Annotated in this window: 17 protein-coding genes and 1 tRNA gene; 16 read left to right on the top strand and 2 right to left on the bottom strand. The window is 67.2% G+C overall.

Features of this window, described 5'->3' with window-relative positions; all coding sequences use genetic code 11:
* The 5 genes from NK718_RS21275 to nusG form a co-directional block, all read left to right on the top strand.
* Nucleotides 1-114, top strand: a 114-nt coding sequence (locus tag NK718_RS21275; RefSeq protein ID WP_254746525.1) for an EF-Tu C-terminal domain-related protein, incomplete at its 5' end; no start/stop codon positions are given.
* Between the two features lie 99 nt (nt 115-213).
* Nucleotides 214-534, top strand: coding sequence for a YbjQ family protein (locus tag NK718_RS21280; RefSeq protein WP_254746493.1), 321 nt, complete (start codon nt 214-216; stop codon nt 532-534).
* Nucleotides 535-621: 87 nt separating this feature from the next.
* Nucleotides 622-698: transfer RNA gene (locus tag NK718_RS21285), tRNA-Trp, on the top strand.
* 207 nt (nt 699-905) lie between these two features.
* Nucleotides 906-1,103, top strand: coding sequence for a preprotein translocase subunit SecE (gene secE, locus NK718_RS21290; protein WP_254746494.1), 198 nt, complete (start codon nt 906-908; stop codon nt 1,101-1,103).
* Between the two features lie 15 nt (nt 1,104-1,118).
* Nucleotides 1,119-1,649 (top strand): transcription termination/antitermination protein NusG, encoded by a 531-nt coding sequence (nusG, locus tag NK718_RS21295; RefSeq protein WP_254746495.1) that lies wholly within the window; start codon nt 1,119-1,121, stop codon nt 1,647-1,649.
* A 70-nt stretch (nt 1,650-1,719) separates the two neighbouring features.
* On the opposite strand, the gene NK718_RS21300 is transcribed toward nusG, so the two are convergent.
* On the bottom strand, nt 1,720-2,232 hold the full coding sequence (locus tag NK718_RS21300; protein WP_254746497.1) for a hypothetical protein: 513 nt from the start codon (nt 2,230-2,232) through the stop codon (nt 1,720-1,722).
* 284 nt (nt 2,233-2,516) lie between these two features.
* Here NK718_RS21300 and rplK point away from each other — a divergent pair, with 284 nt between their 5' ends.
* The 3 genes from rplK (at nt 2,517) to NK718_RS21315 (ending at nt 4,011) form a co-directional block, all read left to right on the top strand.
* Nucleotides 2,517-2,963, top strand: coding sequence for a 50S ribosomal protein L11 (gene rplK / locus NK718_RS21305; RefSeq protein WP_254746499.1), 447 nt, complete (start codon nt 2,517-2,519; stop codon nt 2,961-2,963).
* 3 nt (nt 2,964-2,966) lie between these two features.
* Nucleotides 2,967-3,677 (top strand): 50S ribosomal protein L1, encoded by a 711-nt coding sequence (gene rplA, locus NK718_RS21310; protein WP_254746501.1) that lies wholly within the window; start codon nt 2,967-2,969, stop codon nt 3,675-3,677.
* Between the two features lie 115 nt (nt 3,678-3,792).
* Nucleotides 3,793-4,011: a hypothetical protein gene (locus NK718_RS21315; protein ID WP_254746503.1), complete on the top strand. Its 219-nt coding sequence runs from the start codon at nt 3,793-3,795 to the stop codon at nt 4,009-4,011.
* A gap of 6 nt (nt 4,012-4,017) precedes the next feature.
* Here the strand turns inward: NK718_RS21315 and NK718_RS21320 are convergent, their stop codons facing one another.
* Nucleotides 4,018-5,064 carry a lipoprotein N-acyltransferase Lnb domain-containing protein gene (locus NK718_RS21320; protein ID WP_254746505.1) on the bottom strand — a complete coding sequence of 349 codons (1,047 nt, stop codon included), beginning with the start codon at nt 5,062-5,064 and terminating at the stop codon, nt 4,018-4,020.
* Nucleotides 5,065-5,719: 655 nt separating this feature from the next.
* Here NK718_RS21320 and rplJ point away from each other — a divergent pair.
* From rplJ to fusA, 8 genes are all read left to right on the top strand, one after another.
* Entirely contained in the window at nt 5,720-6,235 is a 516-nt protein-coding gene (gene rplJ, locus NK718_RS21325; protein WP_254746507.1) for a 50S ribosomal protein L10, read from the top strand.
* A gap of 54 nt (nt 6,236-6,289) precedes the next feature.
* Nucleotides 6,290-6,667 (top strand): 50S ribosomal protein L7/L12, encoded by a 378-nt coding sequence (gene rplL / locus NK718_RS21330; RefSeq protein WP_254746509.1) that lies wholly within the window; start codon nt 6,290-6,292, stop codon nt 6,665-6,667.
* Nucleotides 6,668-6,900: 233 nt separating this feature from the next.
* The gene (gene rpoB, locus NK718_RS21335; RefSeq protein ID WP_254746511.1) at nt 6,901-11,022 is read left to right on the top strand and encodes a DNA-directed RNA polymerase subunit beta; all 4,122 of its coding nucleotides are present in this window, start codon (nt 6,901-6,903) and stop codon (nt 11,020-11,022) included.
* 139 nt (nt 11,023-11,161) lie between these two features.
* Nucleotides 11,162-15,349, top strand: a complete 4,188-nt coding sequence (rpoC, locus tag NK718_RS21340; RefSeq protein ID WP_254746513.1) for a DNA-directed RNA polymerase subunit beta' — start codon at nt 11,162-11,164, stop codon at nt 15,347-15,349.
* Between the two features lie 94 nt (nt 15,350-15,443).
* Nucleotides 15,444-15,839 carry a VOC family protein gene (locus NK718_RS21345; RefSeq protein ID WP_254746515.1) on the top strand — a complete coding sequence of 132 codons (396 nt, stop codon included), beginning with the start codon at nt 15,444-15,446 and terminating at the stop codon, nt 15,837-15,839.
* A 532-nt stretch (nt 15,840-16,371) separates the two neighbouring features.
* A complete protein-coding gene (rpsL, locus tag NK718_RS21350; protein WP_254746517.1) occupies nt 16,372-16,743 on the top strand; it encodes a 30S ribosomal protein S12 in 372 nt (123 codons plus the stop codon).
* A 15-nt stretch (nt 16,744-16,758) separates the two neighbouring features.
* Nucleotides 16,759-17,229 (top strand): 30S ribosomal protein S7, encoded by a 471-nt coding sequence (gene rpsG, locus NK718_RS21355; protein WP_254746519.1) that lies wholly within the window; start codon nt 16,759-16,761, stop codon nt 17,227-17,229.
* A gap of 34 nt (nt 17,230-17,263) precedes the next feature.
* A complete protein-coding gene (gene fusA / locus NK718_RS21360) occupies nt 17,264-19,339 on the top strand; it encodes an elongation factor G (protein ID WP_254746522.1) in 2,076 nt (691 codons plus the stop codon).
* The last annotated feature ends 123 nt before the right edge of the window (nt 19,340-19,462 follow it).

Raw genomic sequence — 19,462 nt, forward strand, 5'->3', positions numbered from 1 at the left:
ACGATGGAAGTCGAGCTGATCGCGCCGATCGCCATGGAGGAGAAGCTGCGCTTCGCCATCCGTGAAGGCGGCCGCACGGTTGGAGCGGGAGTGGTCGCTTCCATCATCGCGTGATGGAAGCAACGCGAACGCGCGTTCCGCGACTCGCGGCGACGTGACAGCATGAGAGGGCGCCGGGCTCACCCGGCGCCTTTTTTCGTGGCGGGGGCGACGATGCTGGCGACGACGACGTTCGACATTCCGGGCTACCGGGCGGTGCGGCACATCGGCATGGTGCGCGGCGTCATCGTTCGTTCGCGCAACGTGTTCGGGACGATCGGCGCGTCCATCCAGTCGCTGTTCGGCGGCAATATCAGCCTCTACACGACGCTGGCCGAGCGGGCGCGGCAGGACGCCTACGACCTGATGATCGCGCATGCGAAGGAGATGGGCGGCAACGCCGTGCTCGGCGTGCGCTACGACGCCAACGACCTCGCGCCCGGAATCACCGAGGTGCTGGCCTACGGCACGGCGGTGGTGGTGGAGCGCGCCTGAGCCCGCTTTTTTCGGCGGCCGGGTCTTGATTTGACCGCGCCGATGCGGCATGGAAACGGCCGTGGGCCGCCTCCGGGCGGTTCGCATAGGGGCTTAGCTCAGCTGGTTAGAGCGGCGGTCTCCAAAACCGCAGGTCGAGAGTTCGAGTCCCTCAGCCCCTGCCATCTTCGCGGCCCCGGACGCCCTCGCGGCTCCGGGGCCGTTAGCTTTTCAGGGACGGGGATCGGCGGCGTCATCCCAGCTTGACCGTCCCCGCGTTTGCGCCTATTGCGTGAACCCTCCCTGACACGCTTCGTCCCCGCAAGGCCTCCCGGCCACCGGGCGCTTGGCCGGGAGAGGGCGGCGCATGGCCGCCACCGAGGAATTTCGTCATGGCCAAGACCAGTCCGTTCGAATTCATCCAGCAGGTGCGCTCCGAGGCCGCCAAGGTGACCTGGCCGACCCGCAAGGAGACGCTCGTGACCACCGGCATGGTGTTCGTGATGGTCGTCGTGGCGAGCATCTTTTTCCTGGCTTCGGACATGATCATCCGCTGGATCGTCGGGCTCGTGCTCGGCGTCGGGCGGTAAGGAGACACGCGCGCCATGAGCATGCGCTGGTACATCGTTCACGCGTACTCGAACTTCGAGAACAAGGTCGCCCAGTCCATCAAGGACCAGGCCGCGCAGCGCGGCCTCGCCGAGAAGTTCGAAGAGGTGATGGTCCCGACCGAGAAGGTCGTGGAGGTCCGCCGCGGCCGCAAGATCGACACTGAGCGGAAGTTCTTCCCCGGCTACGTGCTGGTGAAGTGCGACCTGACGGACGAGGTCTATCACCTCATCAAGAACACCCCCAAGGTCACCGGCTTCCTCGGCACCGACAAGAAGCCCATGCCGATCCCGGACCGCGAGGCCGAGCGGATCAAGGGGCAGGTCGCCGACGGCGTCGAGCGTCCGAAGCCCACCGTCGCCTTCGAGGTCGGCGAGCAGGTCCGCGTCTCCGACGGCCCGTTCGCGTCGTTCAACGGCACGGTCGAGGAGGTCGACGAGGCCCGCGCCCGCCTCAAGGTGGCGGTGTCCATCTTCGGCCGCGCCACGCCGGTCGAGCTGGAATACGGACAGGTCGAGAAGGTCTGAGGCGGACCGGCCGCCTCGCTCCCTGAACTTCGGATACGGGCGGCCTCTCGGCCGCCCGTTTCGTTTGGCGTCAGGGCCGCATCAGCTCCTCGACGATGCGCCCGACCGGCTGTTCGTATTTCTTGTCGCCTTCCGGCGAGGCCCAGTAGCCGACCAGCATGCCCTTGGCCTCGCCCGCCTTGGCGTCCGAGACGAGCATGCGAACGAGGTTCGGCTTGCCCTTGTAGGCGGCCGGGAAGTCGATGAAGAGCACCGGGGTGCCGGCGATGCTGGACTTGCTCTGCGTCGGAGCGCCCGTGAACGTGACGCCCTCCTTCTTGAAGTACTCCATGTACTCGTCCATGGCTTCTTCGAGCGAGCCCTCCGTGACGGCCTCGATCCACATGTAGACTTCTTCGTCGTTGCTGCGGATCTGGATGCCACGGGGAATGGTCTGGACGGCCCAGTTGTCGGGCATGACGATCGGGGTATCGCGTCCCGTCCGCTTGAACACGTAAGTCTTGGCGAAGGCCGGGCCGGCCATAGCGGCCAGCGCGAGCGCGCAGGCGACGCCCCGCAGGACGCCGGAAACCGATTTCAACATGGAGTTCCCCTTGAAAATTTGTTTTATGGCAACGGTTTATCGGTAAAAATGGCGGGCATTCGCCGGCCTCTCCGATTAGCCTTCGATCTCTCCGCCACGTCAAGGTCGCGGCGTCGTTTGTCGGCTTTCCCCCTTTTCTTCTCGCGCCGCAGCGTTTATAGCCACCGCTTCGCCGTGGGAGGCGCGCCCGGTTTTGCCGCCGGGAGTCCGCGCCGGACCACGAACTGCAACCACCCGCCGCCGGATCGTTTCCGCCGGGGCGGGAGTCCTTTGGAGCAGCCAACATGGCAAAGAAGATCACGGGCTACGTGAAGCTTCAGGTGCCGGCCGGGGCGGCCAACCCGTCGCCCCCGATCGGTCCCGCGCTCGGTCAGCGCGGCTTGAACATCATGGAATTCTGCAAGGCCTTCAACGCGCGCACCGCGCAGATGGAGAAGGGCACCCCGATCCCGGTGATCATCACCGCGTATCAGGACCGCTCCTTCACCTTCGAGATGAAGATGCCGCCGGTCACCTTCTACCTGAAGAAGGCGGCGAACCTGAAGCTCGGCAAGAAGCCCGCCTCCGGCCACAAGACTCCGGGCCGCGGCTTCATCGGCAAGGTCACCAAGGCGCAGATCCGCGAGATCGCCTCCGCCAAGATGCCCGACCTGAACTGCGCCACGGTCGAGTCGGCGATGGCGATGATCGAAGGTTCCGCCCGTTCCATGGGCCTCGAGGTGGTGGAGTAAGCGATGACCAAGCCTGCCAAGCGCGTCCGCGCCTCCCGCGAGGGCATTGACCGCACCAAGCTCTACCCGCTCGCCGACGCCCTGAAGCTCATCAAGGAGCGCGCCACGGCCAAGTTCGACGAGACGATCGAGCTCGCCATGAACCTGGGCGTCGACCCGCGCCACGCCGACCAGATGGTCCGCGGCGTCTGCAACCTGCCGAACGGCTCCGGCCGCACGGTCCGCGTCGCCGTGTTCGCGCGCGGCGGCAAGGCCGACGAGGCCAAGGCCGCCGGCGCCGACATCGTGGGCGCCGAGGACCTGCTGGAGCGCATCAACGGCGGCCAGATCGACTTCGACCGTTGCATCGCCACCCCGGACATGATGCCGCTCGTCGGCCGTCTCGGTAAGGTGCTCGGCCCGCGCGGCCTGATGCCGAACCCGAAGGTCGGCACGGTGACCCCGGACGTCGCCGGCGCGGTGAAGGCCGCCAAGGGCGGCGCGGTCGAGTTCCGCGTCGAGAAGGCGGGCATCGTGCACGCCGGCATCGGCAAGGCCTCGTTCGACGCCGACAAGCTGGCCGAGAACATCCGCGCCTTCGCCGACGCGGTGGCCCGCGCCAGGCCGACGGGCGCCAAGGGCACCTACATCCAGCGCATCGCGGTCTCGTCCACGATGGGCCCGGGCGTCAAGGTGGACCCCACCTCGGTGATCGGCGGCGCGCCGGCCGCGTAAGCGGACCGCGCCGCGAACCTCGTGAGGCCCCGCTTCGGCGGGGCCTTTTTATTTTCGGCGAATGCGTCGGCCCTGCGACCGCGCGCGTTTCGCCCCGGACGGAAGGACGACCGACATGGCCAAGAAGAAGGACCGGGGCGACAGCGAGTTCGTGCTGTTCAACGTGCTCTACGAGGACGGCTCGCGCAGCTCTAACCGGCGCGTGCCGCGCGCCGATCTCGGCGGCCTCGATGGCGATGAGCCGGCCCGCGCCGCCATCGAGGCGCAGGACCGCGACATCGCGGCGCGCTCGGGCCGCCCGCGCGGCCGCATCAAGACGATCGAGCGCGCCTGAACGGCCTCACGGCGCGGCCGGGGCCGCGGCGGGGAGGGCGGCGGCGCGCGGGTTGGGCACGCCCTCGCGCAGCCGGCGGGAGAACTCGGGCTGCGGCTCGCGGTCGGCGGCGAGCGCGCGCTCGTTGATCCGCGCGCCGCGCTTCAGCTCGGCGAAGGGCAGGGTGGTGTCGAGCGAGCCGCGGTCGTAGGCGTACTCGGCGAAATGGCCCGAGACCAGCACGCGCCAGTCGAGCGGGAAGCCGGGCTCCACGGCCTTGGCGATCTGGAACACCGTGGTCGTGCAGTTGGTCGTCAACGTGTTGTACCAGCTCGGCCGCTCGGCGAGCCGGTTGGCGCCGTCCACATAGACCTGCAGCACGGCCCGGGCGCGCTGAGGGTTGGCCCGCATGCGGTAGAGGCGCACCGTCTCGTCGCGCACGGTGGCGCGCACACGGATGACGTCGCGCTCGTCGGCGGCGATGGCGACCAGCTCGGCTTGCCGGAAGAAGCCGGCGAGGGCGGAATAGACCTCGCCCTTCTCCTTGCGCAGCTCGATCGACCAGGCGAGCGGGGGCGTGTCCGGCCCGAAGTCGAAGCTGAGGAGGATGTGGGCGATGTCCTCGCCCGCCCAGGTGCTGCTCCACAGGTCGATGCCTTCGAGGCGGCGCAGGTCGTAGACGCGGTCCTCCCAAGCCGGCGTGTAGTCGGTGTCGGACCGCCAGTCGAAATTGCGCACGTTGCGGACGGTGAGCGTGTCGCCGGCGATCTCGGGGGTGCGGGCGCGCCCCCCGGCGTCGCCCCTGTCGCGGGCGGCGGGGGGCCGCCGCGTGCCCCCCCCCGCCAGTAGGAGTAGGTGGCCGCCCCGGCGCGCGACGGCGGCGCGCCGCCCGTGGCGGCGCGGCAGCTCGAACGCAATCAGCAGCATCAGGGCGGCCCAGCCCAGGGCGGCCGGGATCCGCGCCGACTCGCCGAACGGCGCCTGGAAATACAGGGCGAGGCCGCCCCACAGGGCGAATCCGAGCGCCACGACGATGAGCGCGGCGGTCCAGAACAGGCGGGCGAGGCGGACCATGCGGGCGTTCCGGCGGCAGGGCGAATCGGGCTCGGCGAGAAAAGGCTTGAAAACCGGGGCGAATAAGCCAATCCTCAGCGGACCACGAGGACGGTCCTTGTCTTCAGGCAGGGCGATCCTTGATCGGGCACAGTGTCGAGGTCACGTTCGACAACGGGCGCATGGCATATCCTTCCGGTCAAGCACCAGGACGGGGATATCCGCCATTATTTTGCCGTTCGGGCTTGGCAATCCTCCCGGAAGCGTTTATGGACCTCTCATGAGTTCCAGACATCGTTCGCGGTCGGTCCCGTCGGGGGGCTGGTTGCGACATGGGTTTCCGGTCAGGCGACTGACCGGGATCGGCCGGCAGGCTGGAGGGTCACCTTTCAGCCTCGTCCGGCCATGTCCTGTCCGAGACTGCAGGCGCGCCGCCTTCGGGCGGGCTTAATTCCGCAGGGGCCTGCACAGACGGGGAAGACCGTTGTTTTCGGGAAGCCGCGAGGCTTCCCCGTATGCGTCGGTTCGAACCATCACGCCGGGTCGTGCGCCTCGCGCGCGGGATCCGGGGACAGGTACGTCGGAAGCATCCCGACGGGGCGAGCCGCGAGGCCCGGTCCGCAGGGATAGAGTGCAACCGGCGGGACTTCTGTCCCCGCCAACCGGAGAGAGCCCCGTGGATAAAGCGGCAAAGCGTGAGCTCGTCGGCACGCTCAATACGGTGTTTAGCGACACCAGCGTCGTCGTCGTCGCCCACTACGCCGGCCTCACGGTCGCCGACATGCAGCGTCTGCGTTCGCAGATGCGGCAGGCCGGCGCCACTGTGAAGGTCGCGAAGAACCGCATCGCCAAGATTGCTCTCGAAGGCACGGACGTCGCCTCGATCGGGCCCCTTCTGAAGGGTCCCACGTTGCTGGCCTATTCCAGCGACCCCGTTGCGGCGCCCAAGGTCGCCGTCGATTTCGCCAAGACGAATGACAAGCTCGTCATTCTGGGCGGAGCGATGGGTACGACCGCTCTGAACGCGGATGGCGTCAAGGCCCTGGCCACGATGCCGTCCCTGGATGAACTGCGCGCCAAGCTCGTCGGCCTCATCCAGGCCCCGGCGACCAAGCTGGCCCAGCTCTCCACCGCGCCGGCGGCCAAGCTCGCCCGCGTGTTCGGAGCCTATGCCAAGAGAGACGCGGCGTAACGCTGTTCCGTCATCGCAAAACGTTCGAACCCACCCTACATAGAGAGAACTACAATGGCTGACCTTTCCAAGCTCGTCGACGAGCTGTCGTCGCTGACCGTGCTCGAGGCCGCTGAGCTGGCCAAGATGCTGGAAGAGAAGTGGGGCGTCTCCGCCGCCGCCGCGGTGGCCGTGGCCGCCCCGGCCGCCGGTGGCGCCGCCGCCCCCGCCGCCGAGGAGCAGACCGAGTTCACGGTCGTGCTCGCTTCGGCCGGCGACAAGAAGATCGAGGTCATCAAGGAGGTCCGCGCGATCACCGGCCTCGGCCTCAAGGAAGCCAAGGACCTCGTCGAAGGCGCGCCCAAGCCCGTCAAGGAAGGCGTGTCGAAGGAAGAGGCCGGCAAGATCAAGGAACAGCTCGAGAAGGCTGGCGCCAAGGTCGAGCTCAAGTAACGGTTTCGCGCCGCTTGCGGCGCGGATCGAAACGCGCGGCGTAAGCCGCGTCGCGGTCCCGGAGCGCATCGCTCCGGGGCCTTCTTGCCGTCACGGAACCCGGTGCCGGGTATCGCGACGGATCCGATGACGCCGCCAGGCAGCAATTGCGCGGGCCCGTCACCAACCGCAGGCGCCCGCAGCGAAGGGCCGGCGGCATCCGGGTGAGGCGGTCCGCAGGAGTGAGGAACGAGATGGCTCAGACGTTCACCGGCCGGAAGCGTGTGCGCAAGTTCTTCGGTCATATCCGCGAGATCGCGGAGATGCCGAACCTGATCGAGGTCCAGAAGGCGTCTTACGACCAGTTCCTCCAGGTCGACGAGCCGAAGGGCGGCCGTCCGGACGAGGGTCTGCAGTCCGTCTTCAAGTCCGTCTTCCCGATTTCCGACTTCTCCGGGGCGTCCCTGCTCGAGTTCGTGAAGTTCACGTTCGAGCCGCCGAAGTACGACGTCGACGAGTGCCGCCAGCGCGGCATGACCTTCGCCGCGCCGCTCAAGGTGACGCTGCGCCTGATCGTGTTCGATGTCGACGCCGACACGGGCGCGAAGTCCGTCAAGGACATCAAGGAGCAGGACGTCTACATGGGCGACATGCCGCTCATGACGTCGAACGGCACCTTCATCGTCAACGGCACCGAGCGCGTCATCGTCTCGCAGATGCACCGCTCGCCGGGCGTGTTCTTCGACCACGACAAGGGCAAGACGCACTCCTCCGGCAAGCTGCTGTTCGCCGCCCGCATCATTCCGTACCGCGGCTCCTGGCTCGACATCGAGTTCGACGCCAAGGACATCGTCTACGCCCGTATCGACCGCCGCCGGAAGATTCCGGCGACGTCGCTGCTGTTCGCGCTCGGCATGGACGGCGAGGAGATCCTGCGCACGTTCTACAACCAGGTCGTCTACAAGCGCGACAAGGCCGGCTGGCGCCTGCCGTTCTCGGCCGAGCGCATGAAGGGCATGAAGGCCGTCACCGACCTGGTCGACGCCGACTCGGGCGAACTGGTGCTGGAGGCCGGCAAGAAGCTGACGCCGCGCACCGCGCGCCTGCTCGCCGAGAAGGGCGTCAAGGCCCTGCGCGCCGCCGACGAGGACCTGTACGGCCAGTACATCGCCGAGGACCTGGTCAACGTCGAGACGGGCGAAATCTTCTGCGAGGCCGGCGAGGAGATCAACGAGAAGTCGTTGAAGGCGCTGCTCGAGGCGGGCTTCGACGAGATCCCCGTGCTCGACATCGACCACGTCAATGTCGGCCCCTACATCCGCAACACGCTGGTGATCGACAAGAACTCCTCGCGCGAGGAGGCGCTGTTCGACATCTACCGCGTGATGCGTCCCGGCGAGCCGCCGACCATCGACACCGCCGAGGCGATGTTCCAGTCGCTCTTCTTCGACTCCGAGCGCTACGACCTCTCGGCCGTCGGCCGCGTCAAGATGAACATGCGCCTCGACCTCGACGCCGCCGACACGGTGCGCGTGCTGCGCAAGGACGACATCGTCGCGGTGGTCCGCGCGCTCGTCGAGCTGCGCGACGGCAAGGGCGAGATCGACGACATCGACCATCTCGGCAACCGGCGCGTGCGCTCGGTCGGCGAGCTGATGGAGAACCAGTACCGCGTCGGCCTGCTGCGCATGGAACGCGCCATCAAGGAGCGCATGTCCTCGGTGGACATCGACACCGTGATGCCGCAGGACCTGATCAACGCCAAGCCGGCGGCGGCGGCGGTGCGCGAGTTCTTCGGCTCGTCGCAGCTCTCGCAGTTCATGGACCAGACCAACCCGCTGTCCGAGATCACTCACAAGCGCCGCCTCTCGGCGCTTGGCCCGGGCGGCCTGACGCGCGAGCGCGCCGGCTTCGAGGTGCGCGACGTGCACCCGACGCACTACGGCCGCATCTGCCCGATCGAGACGCCGGAAGGCCCGAACATCGGCCTGATCAACTCGCTGGCGACCTTCGCGCGCGTCAACAAGTACGGCTTCATCGAGAGCCCGTACCGCAAGGTGAAGGACGGCCGCATCACCGCCGAGGTGGTCTACCTCTCCGCCATGGAGGAGGGGAAGCACTACGTCGCGCAGGCCAACGTCAAGGTCGGCAAGGACGGCCGCCTGGTGGACGACCTGATCGTCGTGCGCCATGCCGGCGACGTGATCACCGTGCCGGTCGACCGCGTCGACTACATGGACGTGTCGCCCAAGCAGCTCGTCTCGGTCGCCGCGGCGCTGATCCCGTTCCTCGAGAACGACGACGCCAACCGCGCGCTGATGGGCTCCAACATGCAGCGCCAGGCGGTTCCGCTGGTGCGCGCCGACGCCCCCTTCGTGGGCACCGGCATGGAGGCCATCGTGGCCCGCGACTCCGGCGCCGCCATCGCGGCGCGCCGGGCCGGCATCATCGACCAGGTTGACGCGACCCGCATCGTCGTCCGCGCGACGGACGACCTCGACCCGTCGAAGTCGGGCGTCGACATCTACCGGCTGATGAAGTTCCAGCGCTCGAACCAGAACACCTGCATCAACCAGAAGCCGCTGGTGCAGGTGGGCGACGTCGTGCGCAAGGGCGACATCATCGCCGACGGCCCGTCGACGGAGCTCGGCGAGCTGGCGCTCGGCCGCAACGTGCTCGTCGCGTTCATGCCGTGGAACGGCTACAACTTCGAGGACTCGATCCTGCTCTCCGAGCGGATCGCCAAGGAGGACGTGTTCACCTCGATCCACATCGAGGAGTTCGAGGTGATGGCCCGCGACACCAAGCTGGGCCCCGAGGAAATCACCCGCGACATCCCGAACGTCTCCGAGGAAGCCCTGAAGAACCTCGACGAGGCGGGCATCGTCTATATCGGCGCCGAGGTGAACGCGGGCGACATCCTGGTCGGCAAGATCACGCCGAAGGGCGAGAGCCCGATGACGCCGGAGGAGAAGCTCCTGCGCGCCATCTTCGGCGAGAAGGCGTCGGACGTGCGCGACACCTCGCTGCGCGTGCCCCCGGGCGTGCAGGGCACGGTCGTCGAGGTCCGCGTGTTCAACCGCCACGGCGTCGACAAGGACGAGCGCGCCCAGGCGATCGAGCGCGAGGAGATCGAGCGGCTCGCCAAGGACCGTGACGACGAGCTGGCGATCCTGGACCGTAACGTCTACGCCCGCCTCGGCGACGCGCTGCTCGGCAAGGTCGGACTCTCCGGGCCCAAGGGCTTCAAGAAGGAGAGCGAGATCACCCGCGAGGTGCTCGACGGCTCGCCGCGCTCGCAGTGGTGGACGTTCGCCATCGGCGACGACGCCGCCATGGCCGACATCGAGGCCATGCGCAAGCAGTACGACGAGGCCAAGAAGGGCCTGGAGCAGCGCTTCCTCGACAAGGTCGAGAAGCTGCAGCGCGGTGACGAGCTGCCGCCCGGCGTGATGAAGATGGTCAAGGTCTTCGTCGCGGTGAAGCGCAAGATCCAGCCCGGCGACAAGATGGCCGGACGCCACGGCAACAAGGGCGTGGTGTCGCGCATCGTGCCGATCGAGGACATGCCGTTCCTGGAGGACGGCACCCATGTCGACATCGTGCTCAACCCGCTCGGCGTGCCGAGCCGCATGAACGTCGGCCAGATCCTCGAGACGCATCTGGGCTGGGCCTGCGCGGGCCTGGGCCGCAAGATCGGCGAGGCGGTCGACGCCTACCGGCGGACGCACAAGATCGAGCAGCTCGAGCAGACGCTCGACATGGTCTACGGCGACCACGACACGGTGAAGTCGCTCGACGCGGACGGCCTCGTCACCCTCGGCGAGAACCTGCGCCGCGGCGTGCCGATCGCCACCCCGGTGTTCGACGGCGCCAAGGAAGCCGACATCGAGGAGATGCTGGAGAAGGCCGGGTTGCACCAGTCCGGGCAGGTGACCCTGTTCGACGGCCGCACCGGCGAGTCGTTCGACCGCAAGGTGACTGTCGGCTACATCTACATGCTGAAGCTGCACCACCTGGTGGACGACAAGATCCACGCGCGCTCGATCGGCCCGTACTCGCTCGTCACCCAGCAGCCGCTGGGCGGCAAGGCGCAGTTCGGCGGCCAGCGCTTCGGCGAGATGGAGGTGTGGGCCCTCGAAGCCTACGGCGCCGCCTACACGCTGCAGGAGATGCTGACGGTGAAGTCGGACGACGTCGCCGGCCGCACCAAGGTCTACGAGGCGATCGTCCGCGGCGACGATAACTTCGAAGCCGGCATCCCGGAGAGCTTCAACGTGCTCGTCAAGGAGATGCGCTCGCTGGGCCTCAACGTCGAGCTGACCTCGACGAAGAAGCCCGTCGCCGAGCTGCCTCCGTCCGAAGCGGCCGAGTAACGCAACGACGCGGGGACGGGCGCTTCGGGCGCCCGTCTCCTCGCTTCGCCGGGCGGACGACCGTCCGGCGTCATGACCAGAATTTCGCGTGAGGTCCGGACCGCCGCCGCGGCGACCTCCCAGGAGCCAGGAGAAGGCCATGAATCAAGAGGTGATGAATCTCTTCAACCCCGTGGCTCAGCCCCAGACCTTCGACCAGATCAAGATCTCGATCGCCAGCCCCGAGAAGATCCTGTCGTGGTCGTTCGGCGAGATCAAGAAGCCGGAGACGATCAACTACCGCACGTTCAAGCCGGAGCGTGACGGCCTGTTCTGCGCCCGCATCTTCGGGCCGATCAAGGACTACGAGTGCTTGTGCGGCAAGTACAAGCGCATGAAGTACAAGGGCGTCATCTGCGAGAAGTGCGGCGTCGAGGTCACGCTGTCGCGCGTGCGCCGCGAGCGCATGGGCCACATCGAGCTCGCCGCCCCGGTGGCGCACATCTGGTTCCTGAAGTCGCTGCCCTCGCGCATCGGCCTGCTGCTCGACATGCCTCTCAAGGACCTCGAGCGCATCCTGTACTTCGAGAACTACGTCGTCATCGAGCCGGGCCTCACCCCCCTCAAGGAGCACCAGCTCCTGTCGGAGGACGAGTACCTGCGCGCCCAGGACGAGTACGGCGAGGACAGCTTCACGGCCCTGATCGGCGCCGAGGCGATCCGCGAGATCCTGCGCTCGCTCGACCTCGAGAAGACGGCGGCCGACCTGCGCGTCGAGATCGCCGCCTCCAAGACCGAGCTGAAGCCCAAGAAGCTCGCCAAGCGGCTCAAGATCATCGAGGCGTTCATGCAGTCGGGCAACAAGCCCGAGTGGATGATCCTCACCGTCGTGCCGGTGATCCCGCCGGACCTGCGTCCGCTGGTGCCGCTGGACGGCGGCCGCTTCGCGACGTCGGACCTCAACGACCTGTACCGCCGCGTCATCAACCGCAACAACCGCCTGAAGCGGCTGATCGAGCTGCGCGCGCCGGACATCATCATCCGCAACGAGAAGCGCATGCTGCAGGAGGCCGTCGACGCGCTGTTCGACAACGGTCGCCGCGGCCGCGTCATCACGGGCGCCAACAAGCGCCCGCTGAAGTCGCTCGCCGACATGCTGAAGGGCAAGCAGGGCCGCTTCCGCCAGAACCTTCTCGGCAAGCGCGTCGACTACTCCGGCCGTTCGGTGATCGTCGTCGGTCCCGAGCTGAAGCTGCACCAGTGCGGCCTGCCGAAGAAGATGGCGCTCGAGCTGTTCAAGCCGTTCATCTACTCGAAGCTGGACGCGCGCGGCCTCTCCGCCACGGTGAAGCAGGCCAAGAAGCTCGTCGAGAAGGAGAAGCCGGAGGTCTGGGACATCCTGGACGAGGTTATCCGCGAGCATCCGGTGATGCTGAACCGCGCCCCGACGCTGCACCGCCTGGGCATCCAGGCGTTCGAGCCGGTGCTGATCGAGGGCAAGGCGATCCAGCTGCACCCGCTCGTCTGCGCCGCCTTCAACGCCGACTTCGACGGCGACCAGATGGCCGTGCACGTCCCGCTGTCGCTCGAGGCGCAGCTGGAAGCGCGCGTGCTGATGATGTCGACCAACAACATCCTGCACCCGGCGAACGGCCAGCCGATCATCGTGCCGTCGCAGGACATCGTGCTCGGCCTGTACTACCTGTCGCTGATCGCCGACGGGGAGCCGGGCGAGGGCATGATGTTCGCCGACATGGGCGAGATCGAGCACGCGCTGGCGGCCAAGGCCATCACCTACCACACGAAGATCAAGTATCGCTTCGAGTCGGTGGACGAGGCCGGCGAGCCCTACAGCCGCATCTATGACACCACGCCCGGCCGCGCCGTGCTCGGCCAGCTCCTGCCCAGGAGCGGCAAGGTCTCCTTCGACGTCGTGAACAAGCTCATGACGAAGAAGGAAATCTCCAACATGATCGACAGCGTCTATCGCAACTGCGGTCAGAAGGAGACGGTGATCTTCTGCGACCGGATCATGTCGCTCGGCTTCACCAACGCGTTCAAGGCGGGCATCTCGTTCGGCAAGGACGACATGCTGATCCCCGAGAACAAGTGGCCGATCGTCGAGGAGACGCGCGCGCTCACCAAGGACTACGAGCAGCAGTTCAACGACGGCCTGATCACCCAGGGCGAGAAGTACAACAAGGTGGTCGACGCCTGGGCCAAGTGCTCCGACAGGCTCGCCCAGGAGATGATGGCCCGCATCTCCGCCGTGCAGAAGGACGACTCCGGCCGCACCAAGCCGATCAACTCCATCTACATGATGTCGCACTCGGGCGCCCGCGGTTCGCCGGCGCAGATGAAGCAGCTCGCCGCCATGCGCGGCCTGATGGCCAAGCCGTCGGGCGAGATCATCGAGACGCCGATCATCTCGAACTTCAAGGAAGGCCTCGACGTTCTCGAGTACTTCAACTCCACCCACGGCGCCCGCAAGGGCCTCGCGGACACGGCGCTGAAGACCGCGAACTCGGGCTACCTGACCCGCCGGCTCGTCGACGTGGCGCAGGATTCGATCATCACCGAGCGCGATTGCGGTTCCGAGAACGGCATCCGCATGCGGGCGATCATCGACGCCGGCCAGGTCGTGGCGTCGCTGGCCAGCCGCATCCTGGGCCGCACCGCGGCCGAGGACCTGACGGACCAGGCTGGCAACGTCATCGTCCCCAAGGGCTCGATGATCGAGGAGACGCACATCGAGGGGATCACCGCCGCCGGCATCCAGGAGGTGAAGATCCGTTCGGTCCTCACCTGCGCGACCGCCAACGGCGTGTGCGGCACCTGCTACGGTCGCGACCTGGCGCGCGGCACGCCCGTCAACATGGGCGAGGCCGTGGGCGTCATCGCGGCGCAGTCGATCGGCGAGCCGGGCACCCAGCTCACCATGCGCACCTTCCACATCGGCGGCGCGGCGCAGATCGCCGACCAGTCGTTCATCGAGTCCAACTTCGATGGCAAGGTGGTGATGCGCAACCGCAACGTGGCGCGCAACTCGGACGGCGAGCTGATCGCCCTGTCGCGCAACATCGCGGTGGTGATCGTCGGGCCGGACGGGACGGAGCGCGCCGTGCACCGCATCCAGTACGGCGCCCGCCTGAAGGTGGACGAGGGCGACACGGTGAAGCGCGGCCAGCGCATCGCCGAGTGGGACCCCTACACCCGCCCGATGGTGACCGAGATCGACGGCGTCGTCGGCTACGAGGACCTGGTGGAAGGCGCGTCCGTCGTCGAGACGGCCGACGAATCCACCGGCATCACCAAGCGCGTCGTCACCGACTGGCGCACCAGCGCCCGCTCGGCGGACCTGCGCCCGGCGATCGTCATCCAGGACAGCAAGGGGAAGGTGGCCAAGCTGCCGCGCGGCGGCGACGCTCGCTACCTGCTGCCGGTGGATGCGATCATCGCGGTCGACCCGGGCACCAAGGTGCGCGCGGGCGACGTGGTGGGCCGTATCTCGATGGAGAGCGCCAAGACCCGCGACATCACCGGCGGCTTGCCGCGCGTCGCGGAGCTGTTCGAGGCTCGTCGTCCCAAGGAGGCCGCCATCATCGCCGAGAAGGCGGGCGTCATCTCCTTCGGCCGCGACTACAAGAACAAGCGCCGCATCGCGCTCACCCCGGCAGACGGGACGGAGGCGGTCGAGTACCTGGTGCCGAAGGGCAAGCACATCTATCTCCAGGACGGCGACGTCGTGGAGAAGGGTGACTACATCGTCGACGGCAACCCCGCGCCGCACGACATCCTGGCGATCAAGGGCGTCGAGGAACTCGCCGCCTACCTGGTCAACGAGATCCAGGAGGTCTACCGGCTGCAGGGCGTCAACATCAACGACAAGCACATCGAGGTGATCGTTCGCCAGATGCTGCAGAAGGTCGAGATCGACGATCCCGGCGAGTCCGACTTCCTGGCCAACGAGCAGGTCGACAAGGTCGAGATGGACGAGCACAACGAGCGGCTGGTCGCCGAGGGCAAGCGCCCGGCGACGGGCCACCCGGTTCTGCTCGGCATCACCAAGGCGAGCCTGCAGACGCGGTCGTTCATCTCGGCGGCCTCGTTCCAGGAGACCACCCGCGTCCTCACCGAGGCGGCGGTCAACGGCAAGTCCGACAACCTCGGCGGCCTCAAGGAGAACGTCATCGTCGGCCGGCTCATCCCGGCGGGCACCGGCGCCATGGTCGACCGCCTGCGCGAGATCGCCGTCCGCCGCGACGAGATGATCGTCGCGCAGAAGACGGCCGAGACGCAGATGCCGGCCAACGCGCCGGCCATCGAGGGACCGGCCGCGGCCGAGTGATCGGCCCCGGCCCGTGTGACGACGAATGGGCCGCCCCTCGGGGCGGCCTTTTTCGTGCCGTGGCCCTCGGGCCCGGCGACCAGGGGAGGGCGGGATGATTTCTCACGTCCATGTCGGGGTCTCGGACTTTCCGCGCGCGCTGGCGTTCTACGACGCGCTGCTCGCCGAGCTCGGCCTCGTGCGCAAGTTCGTCGAGGAGGGCAGGGGGTGGGCCGGCTGGGTGCCGCACGATGCGCCGCGCCCGCTGTTCATCGTCGGACGGCCTTATGACGGCGGGCGGGCGCGGCCCGGCAACGGCCAGATGGTGGCGCTGCTGGCGCCCAGTCATACCGCCGTCGACCGCGTCCACGCCCTGGCGCTGGCGTTGGGCGGTGTCGACGAGGGCGGCCCGGGACTACGGCCGGAGTACCACGCCCATTATTACGGCGCCTATTTCCGCGACCCGGACGGCAACAAGATCTGCGTCTGCCGCCACGAGCCGGAGGGCTGAGGGAATCACCGCCGAGGCCGGGGACCCCAACGCGTCGGCTTCTGCTTTTCGCGCCCCGCTGATGCCGGTGTCGCGGGCGGGCTTTCCGGGCCGGGTTGCATTGGTGCGCCGATCCGCCGCGCAGCGCAATTTTCGGCAAGTCCGCACGGGGGCGCGCGTCTCCCCTTGCGCTGCGCTGCAAAAAAGGATGGCCCCGGCAGGGAACAAAGAGGATCGGGGTTGACGTGCCCCGACTCCGCGAGTAAAACCCGCGAACTTTCCGGCAGTCAGTCGGTCGTCGATTTCGAGCGCGCCTCGCGCCGAAGCCAAGACGCCGACACCCTGCCCGACCATCACCGACTGAGAAGTCGAACTGTTGGTTCATGATCGCGGCCTCGCCGTGGTCCTCTGATAAAGCTCGCGCCCCCGGCGTTTCGCCGAAGGCGCGAATTCGTTTTGCGCGGATGTTCGCCTCGGCGGCCCTCCGGACAGGACGAAGAGAATTCAACCGAGCGAAAGCTCAAGGCGTAGCCTGGACTGGAACGAGCGAACGATGCCGACTATCAGCCAGCTCATCCGCAAGCCGCGGAGCCCTGTGAAGGCGCGGAACACGGTTCCCGCGCTGCAGGCCTCCCCGCAGAAGCGTGGTGTGTGCACGCGCGTCTATACGACGACGCCCAAGAAGCCCAACTCGGCGCTCCGCAAGGTCGCCAAGGTCCGGCTCACCAATGGCTTCGAGGTGATCGGATACATCCCGGGTGAAGGCCACAACCTCCAGGAACACTCCGTCGTCGCCATCCGCGGCGGCCGCGTGAAGGACCTGCCGGGCGTGCGCTACCACATCATCCGCGGCGTGCTGGACACCCAGGGCGTCAAGAACCGCAAGCAGCGCCGTTCGAAGTACGGCGCCAAGCGGCCGAAGTAATCCGGAGACCGACCCATGTCCCGTCGCCACAGCGCCGACAAGCGTGAGATCATCCCGGACCCCAAGTTCGGCGATCTCGTCGTGACCAAGTTCATGAACTCGATCATGTACGACGGCAAGAAGTCCGTCGCCGAGCAGATCGTCTACGGCGCGCTCGACATCGTCGAGCAGAAGCTGAAGACGGACCCGCTGCAGGTGTTCCGCCAGGCGCTGGACAACGTCGCCCCGGCGATCGAGGTCCGCTCCCGCCGCGTCGGCGGCGCGACCTACCAGGTTCCGGTCGAGGTTCGCATGGAGCGCCGTCAGGCGCTGGCGATCCGCTGGCTGATCCAGGCGGCGCGCAGCCGCAACGACAAGACGATGATCGACCGGCTCTCCTCGGAGCTGATCGACGCCTCCAACAACCGGGGCAACGCCGTCAAGAAGCGCGAAGACACGCACCGCATGGCGGAAGCGAACCGCGCCTTCTCGCACTATCGCTGGTAACAGCGGCCTTCCGGTAGAATTCAGGACTCGTTCCATGCCTCGCAGTCACGCCATCGTCGACTATCGTAACTTCGGCATCATGGCCCACATCGATGCCGGCAAGACGACAACGACCGAGCGTATTCTCTACTACTCCGGCAAGTCCCATAAGATCGGCGAGGTGCACGAAGGCGCCGCGACGATGGACTGGATGGAGCAGGAGCAGGAGCGCGGCATCACCATCACATCGGCGGCCACGACGACGTTCTGGAACGGCAAGCGCCTGAACATCATCGACACGCCCGGGCACGTCGACTTCACCATCGAGGTGGAGCGTTCGCTGCGCGTGCTGGACGGCGCGGTGTGCGTGCTCGACGGCAACCAGGGCGTCGAGCCCCAGACCGAGACGGTCTGGCGCCAGGCCGACAAGTACAACGTGCCGCGCATCGTGTTCGTCAACAAGATGGATAAGACCGGCGCGGACTTCTACAACTGCGTGGAAGAGATCATCGACCGCGTGGCCGGCAAGCCGGTCTGCATCCAGCTGCCGATCGGCTCCGAGAGCAACTTCAAGGGCATCATCGACCTGGTGCGCATGAAGGCGGTCGTCTGGGAAGACGAGGGCCTCGGCGCGAAGTACCACGACGAAGAGATCCCCGCCGACCTCGCCGACAAGGCCGCCGAGTACCGGCTGAAGCTGGTCGAGGCCGCCGTCGAGCTCGACGACGACGCCATGGGCGCCTATCTCGAGGGCCAGGAGCCCAACGAAGCGACCCTGAAGTCGCTGATCCGCAAGGCGGTCATCGGCCGCGTCTTCAATCCGGTCCTGTGCGGCTCGGCCTTCAAGAACAAGGGCGTGCAGCCGCTGCTCGACGCCGTCGTCGACTACCTGCCGTCCCCGCTCGATCGCGAGGCGATCAAGGGCATCGACTTCCGCACCGAGGAAGAGACCGTCCGCATGCCGGCGGACGACGAGCCCTTCTCGATGCTCGCGTTCAAGATCATGGACGACCCGTTCGTCGGCACCATCACCTTCTGCCGCGTCTATTCCGGCAAGGTCGAGGCCGGCACGACGGTGATGAACTCGACGAAGGACAAGAAAGAGCGCGTTGGCCGCATGCTGCTGATGCACGCCAACAACCGCGAGGACATCAAGGAAGCGTTCGCGGGCGACATCGTCGCGCTCGCCGGCCTCAAGGACACCCGCACCGGCGACACGCTCTGCGACATGCAGAAGCCCGTCATCCTGGAGCGCATGGAGTTCCCCGAACCGGTCATCGAGATCGCGATCGAGCCGAAGTCCAAGGCCGACCAGGAGAAGCTCGGCGTGGCGCTGTCCAAGCTCGCCGCCGAGGACCCGTCCTTCCGCGTCTCCACCGACATCGAGTCCGGCCAGACCATCCTGAAGGGGATGGGCGAGCTCCACCTCGACATCAAGGTCGACATCCTGCGCCGCACCTACAAGGTCGACGCGACGATCGGCGCGCCGCAGGTGGCCTACCGCGAGACGCTGACTCGCAAGACCGAGGTCGACTACACGCACAAGAAGCAGACGGGCGGCACCGGCCAGTTCGCGCGCGTCAAGTTCGTGGTCGAGCCGAACGAGGCGGGCAAGGGCTACGAGTTCGAGTCCAAGATCGTCGGCGGCGCGGTGCCGAAGGAGTACATCCCCGGCGTCGAGAAGGGTCTCGAGAGCGTCATGAACTCGGGTCCGCTCGCCGGCTTCCCGGTCGTCGACGTCAAGGTCCAGCTCATCGACGGCGCGTTCCATGATGTCGACTCGTCGGCCCTCGCCTTCGAAATCGCGTCGCGCGCTGCGTTCCGCGAGGCCCTCCAGAAGGGCGGCGCGGTTCTGCTCGAGCCGATCATGAAGGTCGAGGTGGTGACGCCGGAGGACTACACCGGCTCCGTCATCGGCGACCTGACGGGCCGTCGCGGGCAGGTGCAGGGCCAGGACATGCGCGGCAACGCCATCGTCATCAACGCGATGGTGCCGCTCGCCAACATGTTCGGCTACGTCAACACGCTGCGCTCCATGTCTCAGGGCCGCGCCACGTTCACGATGCAGTTCGACCACTACGAGCAGGTGCCTTCGGCCATCGCGGCCGAGGTCCAGGCCAAGTACGCCTGACCCGCCTGAAACGACAACACGACACACATCTTCGGATCCACGGAGTACGGCCATGGCCAAGGAAAAATTTTCGCGGACGAAGCCGCATTGCAACATCGGCACGATCGGTCACGTCGACCACGG

It is taken from the genome of Alsobacter ponti (genome assembly GCF_024294805.1).
Lineage (GTDB): Bacteria > Pseudomonadota > Alphaproteobacteria > Rhizobiales > Beijerinckiaceae > Alsobacter > Alsobacter ponti.